Consider the following 9,172-nt stretch of genomic DNA (forward strand, 5'->3'; position numbering starts at 1 on the left):
CATTATGAATGAAGACTAGCAGTGCCCCTCGACGGGAAATGGCAGATTACGGCAGGAGTTCGGGAGCCACCGCGAAGACACCGGACGCCGGACGGCGAAGGCCCGCCGGGGGCACCGCCGAGTCAGCCGGCGACGCCCACGCTGCCGAGGGTGCGCAGCCGGCTGGCAATGCGGGAGACGTCCACCGCGGACCGGCTGGCTGACGGTCCCAGGTCCAGCGGCTCAGCACTGATGAGCGTCAGCGGCACATCGGCGTCGTAGAGGATGTCCACGATATTGCTCAAGCGTTGCCAGCCGTTCATGCTGATGTGGTCGCGGCGCGGCACTCCGGAAATGACCCAGTGCGCGGAGTGCGGCAGCAGCGCCAAATAGTCGGAGGCGGCGGTAGGACCTTCGCACAGGTTTTGGAAGTCGAACCACACTTCATCCGCGGTGCACCGGAGAACGGAAATCGGTTGGCTCCCCGGGCGCAGTTCCTGAGCCTCGGCCGCGGACGGCCACTCAAGACCCGCCTCGGCGACCCGCGGGTCGTTGGGTCCGCCTGGGGCGAGCACCATGGCGCCGTCGCTGAACTGCCCGAGGCGGGCACCGCCGTCGTCATCCTGCCCGCGGGACTGCCCGAGCCTCAGCGTGCGATAGTCCATGGGGCCGGCGACGGAGGCGATGTGCATGGTTCGGCGGATCAGCGCAATGGTCGGCTCGAACAGGGCGTGGAAGTCTTCGCTGGGCATCAGCTGCTCGGGCGGATAGTTGGACGTGGCCACCAGCGTGGTGCCGCGGCGGTGGACCTCGCGCAGCAGCCTAGCCAGCAACTGGCCGTCGCCGGGATCGTGTACATGGAATTCGTCCACCACCAGCAGGGTGCAGTCCTGCAGCAGCACGTCGATGGCCATGTCTACGGCACTGGTACCCGGCGGCCGGCTGGCCGGGTCCTGCGCATCGCGCCGGTGGGCGTGCAGCTGGCGGAACAGGTCGTGGAAATGCCAGCGCTTCTTATCCGGCAGGTCCACGGCGTCGAAGAATCGTTGGGCCAGCCAGCTCTTGCCCCGCCCCACCGGACCCCACAGATAGAGCCCGCGGCGCTTTCCCGGAAGCGGCAAGGCACTCGCCGTCAGCCCGGCACCGGCGTCGGCCAGCAGACGCGCCGCCTCCTGCTGGTCTCCATCCAAGCGGAAGCCGGCTGTGGAGGCTGCGTGTTCGAAATGGTCGAGCAGCCGCTGCCGGGCGCGAAACTTACCGGGCCGGGCGGCCACAGTGTTTCCTGCGTCCACGCAGGCCCTCCTTCTCCCGATTCCGACAACATGTTGACCCTGGCCGTCAGCCCGCTCGGGCCGGGAACCAGCTTAACAGCGGCAGGGCGCCCCGGCCTCCCTTCCGGGAAGCACAGAGCGCCCTGCTGTGCGAAACGTCAAGCGGCCAGCGGCCGCGATATCCGCAGGTTAGTTGGCAGCTACAGCGGCGGCGCGGACAGACTCCATGGCCTTGGTCCACGGGACGAGCTGGTCGATCATCGGGGCCAGGGTGCCGGCATTCTGCTCGGTCGGCTTGAAATCGGCGAAGTTCTCGAAATCGGTGAACAGCGAGAACATGACCTGGTTGCGCACGTGGGCAATCTGCAGCTCGGACAGGATGTTGCGCAGGTGCTCGGCGGCGCGGGCGCCACCCATGGAACCGTAGGAAACGATACCGGCGGCCTTGTTGTTGAATTCAACGTTCAGGTAGGACAGGGCGTTGGTCAGGGCCGGCGTGACGGTGTGGTTGTACTCGCCGGTGACGAAGATGAAGCCATCGAACTCGGCGATCTTGGCCGACCAGGTCTTGGTGTGGTCGTTCTGGTAGTTCTGGTAGGCAGCCGGGTAAGCTTCGTCCAGCAGGGGCAGGTTGAAGTCGGCGATGTCGACAACCTCGAACTCGGCGTCGGTGCGAGCGGCGGCCTGGGCGAGAACCCAGTCGGCAACCTGCTTGTTGACTCGACCCGGACGGGTGCTGCCGGTGACGATAGCGATCTTGGTCATGTAATGAACCCCTTCGAGGTCTGGTCCCGACGCGTCCCAACTGTTGACACGTCATCGTTTTGTTGACATGTCAATCATGCAACAGGGAAACTTGATCTGTCAACCAAAGAAGAGAAAGGCGCACCGTGAACTCCGACACCCGTTGGCTGAACGATCACGAGCAGGAGGTCTGGCGCGCCTTCCGCGAGCTGCTGTGGGGATTTGAGTCGGCGATGGACCGCCAGCTCCTGCGGGACTCCGACCTTTCCGGTGTGGAGTATTCGGTGCTGGCTTCCCTCTCGGAGGCTGACGACGGCGTCATGCGCGCCCGGGACATTGCGCAGCAGTTGGACTGGGAACGCAGCCGGCTCTCCCATCTGCTCAAGCGGATGGAGGCCCGCGGGCTGGTGGAGCGGGTCACCTGCGCCACCGACGCGCGCGGTTTCAACATCTCGATGACTTCGGCCGGCTGGAACGCCATCCGACAGGCTGCACCGGGCCACGTGACCTTTGTGCGGGAGAACGTCTTCGATCCGCTGTCCGATGCCGAACGCGAGGCGTTGTTGTCCGCCACCACCAAGATGCAGCAGTCCATCCGCGACGCCGGCCTTTGGGGGAACACCAAAAAGTCGTCCTGAGCGTCAGGCTCACTCGAGGATTTCGGAGACCTCCAGCCACTCCAGCTCCAGGCCTTCCTTCTCCCCGGCGATCTCCTGGAGCTTCCGGTTCATCTCCGCCAGCCCGGAAAAATCGACGTCGGCCTTGGCGCCGGCGGTGTGCATCTGCTCCTTGAGTTTGTCCTCCTGCTGGGCCAGCTTGCCCAGCTGGCGTTCAATCCGATTGAGGTCCTTCTTGGCCTGGCGCTTGTCGGCTTCGCTATGGACGGTGCCGGGAGCCGTCACAGCCGCGCCGCCGCTTGCCGGAGCCGGCGAGGACTTGCCGGCGAGCGATGCCTCGCGCAGCTCGAGGTACTGGTCCACTCCCCCGGGCAGGCCGCGGAGCTTGCCGTCGCCCAGCAGCGCCATTTGGTGGTCGGTCACCCGCTCCAGCAGGTAGCGGTCATGCGAGACCACCACCAGCGTGCCCGGCCATCCGTCCAACACGTCCTCCACCGCGGCCAGCGTGTCCGTATCCAAGTCGTTGGTGGGCTCGTCCAGCATCAGCACGTTGGGCTCGCCGACCAAGAGCCGCAGCAACTGCAGCCGCCGCCGCTCACCGCCGGAGAGGTCGCGCACCGGCGTCCACTGTTTTTCTTTGGAAAAGCCGAGCTGTTCCACCAGTTGGCTGGCTGACACCTCGCGTCCGCCAATGTTGAAGACCTGGCGTTCGCGCTGGATCACTTCCACCACACGCAGATCCATGACGTCGTCGAGTTCGCGGACCTCCTGGGTCAGCATGGCGGTCTGCACCGTCTTGCCCCGCTTGACCTTGCCGACTGTGGGCTGGATCTCGCCGTTCAGCAGCCGAAGCAACGTGGTCTTGCCCGCGCCGTTGACTCCCACCAGGCCGAGCCGTTCACCCGGCGCCAGCCGCAAGGTGATGTTGTCGAAGAGCGGGCCGGCTCCGCCGTCGAGATCTCCGCGCGCTCGTTCCTCGCTCGGTCGATCACCGGTGCGCTCGCGTTCCTCGCTTGGTCGATCACCGGGCCTGGGCGGTGGGGTGTAGGAGACGTGTTCCAGGTCCAGCACGTCTTTACCGAGCCGAGCGGTGGCCATCTTGTTCAGCGCCACCGCGTCCCGGGGCTCCGGCACATCGGCAATCAGTTCATTGGCGGCTTCGATCCTGAACTTCGGCTTCGCGGTCCGGGCCGGGGCCCCGCGCCGCAGCCAGGCCAGCTCCTTCTTGACCAGCTGCTGCCTTTTCCCTTCGACGACGGCGGCTGTGCGGTTGCGTTCGGCGCGAGCCAGGACATAGGCGGCATAACCGCCGTCGAACGGATCCACTACACCGTCATGGACTTCCCAAGTCCGGGTACACACTTCGTCCAGGAACCAGCGGTCGTGGGTGACCACCAGGAAGGCACCCTCATTCGGGCGCCACCTGGTCTTGAGGTGCCGGGCCAGCCAGGCCACGCCCTCGACGTCGAGGTGGTTGGTCGGCTCGTCGAGCATGATCACGTCATGCGGCTCGATCAGCAGCTTGGCGAGGGCAACCCGGCGGCGCTGCCCGCCGGACAGCGAGGACACCGCGGCATGCCAGTCGACGTCGCCCACCAGACCGTCCATGATTTCGCGGATCCGCGGGTTGGAGGCCCACTCGTGCTCGGCTGCCTCGCCCACGATCGCCACGCCGACCGGCAGGTCGCCGTCGAGCACGTCCTGCTGGTCCAGGTAGCCCACGTTGACGTCGCCGCGCTTGGTGACCCGGCCGTCGTCGGGCGTGCTGCGCTGCGACAGCAGCCGCATCAGGGTGGACTTGCCGTCGCCGTTGCGCCCCACCATGCCGATCCGGTCGCCCTCGTTCAGGCCGAGGGACACCGAATCCAGGATGGTGCGGGTGGCAAAGGAGACGCTGACGTTTTCTGCGCCGAGCAAGTGGACCAAGGGTGCTGCTTTCTGTTGCTTTGAGCTAGTGCGGGGGGCGGGCCGTTGGCTGGCCCGTGGAGGAACCTGTCGTCAGGCCATGATCCGGGCGCCGTGGACCGGTCCGCGGACCGGCAGGGCAACCACGCCGGCGACATCGGAGAGCCGCTGCCCCAGTTCTGCGGCTTCCTGCCGTCCTGCGGTCAGGAAGGCCACGGTGGGGCCGGACCCGGAAACCAGGCCGGCCAGTGCGCCTTCGGCACGGCCCAGTTCAAGGATATCGGCAAGCTCGGGCGCCAGTTCGATGGCCGCCTCCTGTAGGTCATTGTGCAAACAACCCGCCAATTGGTGGACGTCGCCGGACTGCATAGCCTGCAGGACCGCCGGCTCCACCTGCTCCGGCTCGTCCGGCACCTGGCCGCGGCGCGCGCGCAGGTCGTCGGCCACGGCATAGACCTTGGGCGTCGACAGGCCGAACGAGGCCGGGACCAGCACCCAGTGCATTTCGCTGCGCGCCAGCGCCGGCGTCAGCCGGTCCCCGACCCCGAGCCCGACGGCGACTCCGCCGTGCAGCGCGAACGGCACGTCGGCGCCGAGTCCGCCGGCCAGCCCGATCAGTTCGTCGCGCGAGTAGCCGGTATTCCAGAGCGCGCTGCAGGCCACCAGGGCGGCAGCGGCGTCGGCCGAACCGCCGCCCATCCCGCCCGCAATGGGGACCCGCTTGATGATGTCCAGGTGCACACCCTGCGGGTGGCCGGAGGTTTCGCGGATCAGTTCCGCGGCCTGCACCGCCAGGTTGGAGGCATCCAGCGGAATGCCCTCCAGGTCGAAGTCCAGGCCGTCCCCATTGCGCACATTCACCGTGATGGCCTCGTCGTCGCGGGCCGTTGCGGTGACTTCCTCGTACAGCGAGAGGGCCAAATAAACGCTGGCCACCGAGTGATAGCCATCTGCCCGGGGGCCGCCCACGCGGAAGGAGACGTTGATCTTTCCCGGCGCCATCACGCGGACCGGACGTGTTCTGCTCATCATCGTGCCATGACCTTCCTAGCCGAGAAGCGGATGGTTGAATTCCGCGATCCGGGCAAAGGCAGCAATGTCCAGCACTTCCCCACGGGCGCTGGGATCCACATTGGCCTGGCGCAGGGCTTCCTCCGCCCGTGCGGCGCTGCCGGCCCAACCGGCCAGGGCCGCCCGCAGCGTCTTGCGGCGCTGCGCGAAGGCGGCATCAATGACGGCGAACACCTCGCGGCGCGGGGCGCGGGTCACGGGCGGCTCGCCGCGGGTGAACTCGACCAGGCCGGAGGCGATCTTGGGTGCCGGCCAAAAAACGTTCATTCCGATCACCCCCGCCTTGCGCATGCTGCCGTACCACGCGGCCTTGACGCTGGGGACGCCGTAGATCTTGGAACCGGGATCGGCGGCCAGCCGGTCGGCCACCTCGTCCTGGACCATGACCAAGCCGTGCCGCAGCGACGGGAAGTGCTCCAGCAGGTGCAGGACCACGGGCACGGCGACATTGTAGGGCAGGTTCGCGACCAGCGCGTCCGGAGCCTTCGGCAGCTCGGTGACCTGCAAGGCGTCCGCCAGCACCACGTCCAGCCGGCCGGCTGCATCGGGACGCCATTCGGAAGCTGTCTGCTCCAGACGGGCGGCAAGCTTGGGATCGATCTCGACGGCGACCACATGCCCGGCGGCATCCAGCAGCCCCAGCGTGAGTGAGCCGAGGCCGGGACCAACCTCCAGCACCGTCTCGCCGGGAACAACGTCGGCCGTGGCCACGATCCTGCGGATGGTGTTGCCGTCGATCACAAAGTTTTGGCCGAGGGTCTTGGTCGGACGCACGTCCAGTTCGGCCGCGAGCCTGCGGATGTCGGCGGCTCCGAGCAACGGCTTGACGGGTGCGGCCGCGGCTTCCCCGTTGTTCTGCCGCGATCCGGTGCCGGGAGTGGAATGTGGTTCTGTCACTGTGCCATCGTATCGGGCCGGAGCCCGCTGCCGCGGCGGCCCCGTTCCACCCGCCTTAACGCACCTCAGGCCCGGGCCGCGATGCCCGGGCCCGAGGTGGGCGAAGTAACTGACGGGAATGCTTAGAGCAATCCCAGCTTGGAGGCGCAGGCGGGCCAGTGGCCCCATCCTCCGTTGCCGCGCAGCACTTCGGCGGTCGCGATCTGCTCCGACGGGGTGGCCATGTAGGCGTAGGGGGCGTACTTGCCGCCGCCAGCGCCCAGCCAGGAGCTGGCGCTGAACTGCAGGCCTCCGGAGTAGCCGTTGCCCGTGTTGATGGACCAGTTGCCGCCTGACTCGCATTCTGCCAGCGCCTGCCAGGCGCCGCCTACGTTGGCGTTGTTGACCTTGGCCGGGCGCTTCTTCGTGCCAACCGTGATCTTCTGGCTGACCGGTTCGCGGGTGACCTTTTCCCGGACCAGCTTCCGGCTGGTTTCCTTGCCGTCGGTCAGCACGATCTCGTAGACCTTGACCCGTTCGCCGGGCTCGCCGGCACGGGTGACCTTTTCCTCGTCGTTGAACATGGAGGAGTTGGTTGTCTCGTCCGTCCCGAACGCAATGGACTCGGTCTCCTCGACCTGTTCGCGGTCGATCCGGGTCACCTTGACCTTGGTGCCCTCCTCGACCGGCTCCTTGGCGGCAACGGAGAGCTTGTCGTCCTTGCGGACCTTGATGTCGTGTTCCTTCAGCAGGTCGCCGATGGTCGTCGCCGTGGAGACTTCCTTGCGGGTCTTGCCGTCGGCGGCGATCGTGACATTCTTCGGGGTCGAGATGGTTACTCCGCCTACCGAGGCCAGTTCGGCGGTCAGCGGCGCCGACAGGGCGGACTCGTCGGTGACTTCCAGCTCGTCCAGCAGTTCCCGGACGGTGGCGGCCGTGGTGTGGACCGTGGAGCTGTCGCCGTCCACGTTCACGTTGACCGGCTTGGCCGTGACCACTTCGATGTTGGCGCCGTCGGAGATTTCCTCGCTGACTGCCGGTGTCACGTCGTCGCGTTCGCCCACCTCAACCTCGGATTCGGCGAGGACATCGGCCACCGTGGAGCCGAACGTGGAGACGGTGCTCGCCTGCCCGTCAACCGTCAGCGTCACGGACTTGTTGTTGCCCACGAAGGCAACCAGTCCAAGGACCAGTGCGGTCATGACGACGACCTGGCCGGCGATCTTCACCCAGCGGTTCTTCAGCGCGTTTGTCACGGTTCCCGAATCTGTTGCAGCTTCCGGGCACGGGGACATGAAGGCACACGCGTAGAGCGAGCCGATTCCCACGGCACGATGCGAGTGCAGGCAGCACCTGCAGCGGCTGTTTGGGCGTACGAACGGAACGTCCAACTGCAACCGCTACCGGTGTGGCAATGTCCGGATGCCTTCCCCGACCCCGGCCATTAGCTACCTACCGTAATCGAAACGTGACATGGCGACAAGCCGAGCTACCCGCGGGTAGCTTTGGCCTCCCGGTCCGGCCCCCGCCCCAGCAGTCAGCTCCGGGCTGCTTCCCGGGGCTGGCTAGGAAAAATACCGCCGTGTCATTCGTTATGCCACGGGCCGTAGACACGCTGCGTGTTTTGCGCCACTTCTGTGCATAACGTGGCCAAATCCTTATCCAGCACCTGCGCCATCGACCGCACGGTGTAGGGCACCAGGTAGCTGGCGTTGGGACGCCCCCGGTAGGGGTGTGGGGTCAGGAAGGGCGCATCGGTTTCGGCCAGCACCAGGGCCGGTTCGGCGATGCCCAGCGCCTCGCGCAGGCCATCGGAGTTCTTGAAGCTGACGGTGCCGGCGAAGGACATGTGCCAGCCATTGTCATTGCAGATCCTGGCCAGCGCGGCATCGCCGGAGAAGCAGTGGAACACCACCTTCTCCGGGGCACCCTCCTCATGCAGCACCCGGACTACGTCCTCGTGGGCGTCGCGGTCATGGATCTGCAGGGCCAGGCCCAGCCGCTTGGCCATGTCGATGTGGCGGCGGAACGAATCCTGCTGGGCACCCCGCCCTCCGGCTTCCGTCCGGTAGTAGTCCAGGCCGGTCTCACCGATGGCCCGAATCCGCGGATGCCCGGCAATGGCCTCGATTTCCGCCAGGGCCTGCTCCAACGTGCCGGCTTCGGCCAGCGGGGGTGCGTCGTTGGGATGGATGGCCACCGCACCCAGCAACCGGGGCTCGGCCTGTACTGCTTGGAGCGTGAAGCGCGAGGACTCCAGATCGCAGCCGACCTGGACCGCGCCGGCGACGCCCACTGCCTCGGCGGCGTCCATCGCCTGCCGGATCGTCACCGACACCAGCCCGTCGCGAAAGTCCAGGTGGGTGTGGTTGTCCATCACCGGCACCGGCAGCGGCTCGGGCGCCGGCGGATAACTCAGATTACGACGCCGGCCGTCGCCCTCGGTGGGGCTGCGCACCGCGGAGGTCTGGGCCGCTGTGCTGTCAGCTAGGTAAGCGGGGGGCGTCTCGCCGGCGACGGCGGCTGGAAATGTGGCCATGGTTCCAGCCTACTGAAGCAGCGCCCGCGCTCCCGCGGCCCTCATCGGGCGTCTCAAACAAACGTTTCATGTGTCCCTGTTGCCTCATTGCAATACCTCCGGGAAGTCTGATTCGTTGCCTCATTTGAAAACCTCCGGATAGCGGCTTCGTTGACTCAGTGAATATCCTC

The 9,172-nt window shown here is 66.7% G+C and carries 8 protein-coding genes; 1 reads left to right on the forward strand and 7 read right to left on the reverse strand.

Going from position 1 to position 9,172, the window contains the following annotated elements:
- Positions 1–122: 122 nt before the first annotated feature.
- Together zapE and ACWF5H_RS16265 are read right to left on the reverse strand one after the other, a co-directional pair.
- On the reverse strand, positions 123–1,271 hold the full coding sequence (zapE, locus tag ACWF5H_RS16260) for a cell division protein ZapE (RefSeq protein ID WP_452038121.1): 1,149 nt from the start codon (positions 1,269–1,271) through the stop codon (positions 123–125).
- A 168-nt stretch (positions 1,272–1,439) separates the two neighbouring features.
- Positions 1,440–2,015 carry an NADPH-dependent FMN reductase gene (locus ACWF5H_RS16265; RefSeq protein ID WP_452038123.1) on the reverse strand — a complete coding sequence of 192 codons (576 nt, stop codon included), beginning with the start codon at positions 2,013–2,015 and terminating at the stop codon, positions 1,440–1,442.
- Positions 2,016–2,140: 125 nt separating this feature from the next.
- Here ACWF5H_RS16265 and ACWF5H_RS16270 point away from each other — a divergent pair, with 125 nt between their 5' ends.
- Complete coding sequence (locus tag ACWF5H_RS16270) at positions 2,141–2,632, forward strand: MarR family winged helix-turn-helix transcriptional regulator (RefSeq protein WP_364651229.1); 492 nt, start codon at positions 2,141–2,143, stop codon at positions 2,630–2,632.
- Positions 2,633–2,641: 9 nt separating this feature from the next.
- Here ACWF5H_RS16270 and ACWF5H_RS16275 read toward each other — a convergent pair whose 3' ends face one another.
- The 5 genes from ACWF5H_RS16275 to ACWF5H_RS16295 all read right to left on the reverse strand — a co-directional run bounded on the left by ACWF5H_RS16275 (position 2,642) and on the right by ACWF5H_RS16295 (position 9,002).
- Positions 2,642–4,537, reverse strand: a complete 1,896-nt coding sequence (locus tag ACWF5H_RS16275; RefSeq protein ID WP_452038125.1) for an ABC-F family ATP-binding cassette domain-containing protein — start codon at positions 4,535–4,537, stop codon at positions 2,642–2,644.
- Between the two features lie 72 nt (positions 4,538–4,609).
- Positions 4,610–5,545, reverse strand: coding sequence for a 4-(cytidine 5'-diphospho)-2-C-methyl-D-erythritol kinase (locus ACWF5H_RS16280; protein WP_452038127.1), 936 nt, complete (start codon positions 5,543–5,545; stop codon positions 4,610–4,612).
- A gap of 18 nt (positions 5,546–5,563) precedes the next feature.
- A complete protein-coding gene (gene rsmA / locus ACWF5H_RS16285; RefSeq protein WP_452038128.1) occupies positions 5,564–6,484 on the reverse strand; it encodes a 16S rRNA (adenine(1518)-N(6)/adenine(1519)-N(6))-dimethyltransferase RsmA in 921 nt (306 codons plus the stop codon).
- 122 nt (positions 6,485–6,606) lie between these two features.
- On the reverse strand, positions 6,607–7,719 hold the full coding sequence (locus ACWF5H_RS16290; RefSeq protein WP_452038129.1) for a ubiquitin-like domain-containing protein: 1,113 nt from the start codon (positions 7,717–7,719) through the stop codon (positions 6,607–6,609).
- Positions 7,720–8,048: 329 nt separating this feature from the next.
- Positions 8,049–9,002: a TatD family hydrolase gene (locus ACWF5H_RS16295; RefSeq protein ID WP_452038131.1), complete on the reverse strand. Its 954-nt coding sequence runs from the start codon at positions 9,000–9,002 to the stop codon at positions 8,049–8,051.
- Between the last annotated feature and the right edge of the window lie 170 nt (positions 9,003–9,172).

The sequence above is a fragment of the Arthrobacter sp. NPDC055138 genome (assembly GCF_053607305.1).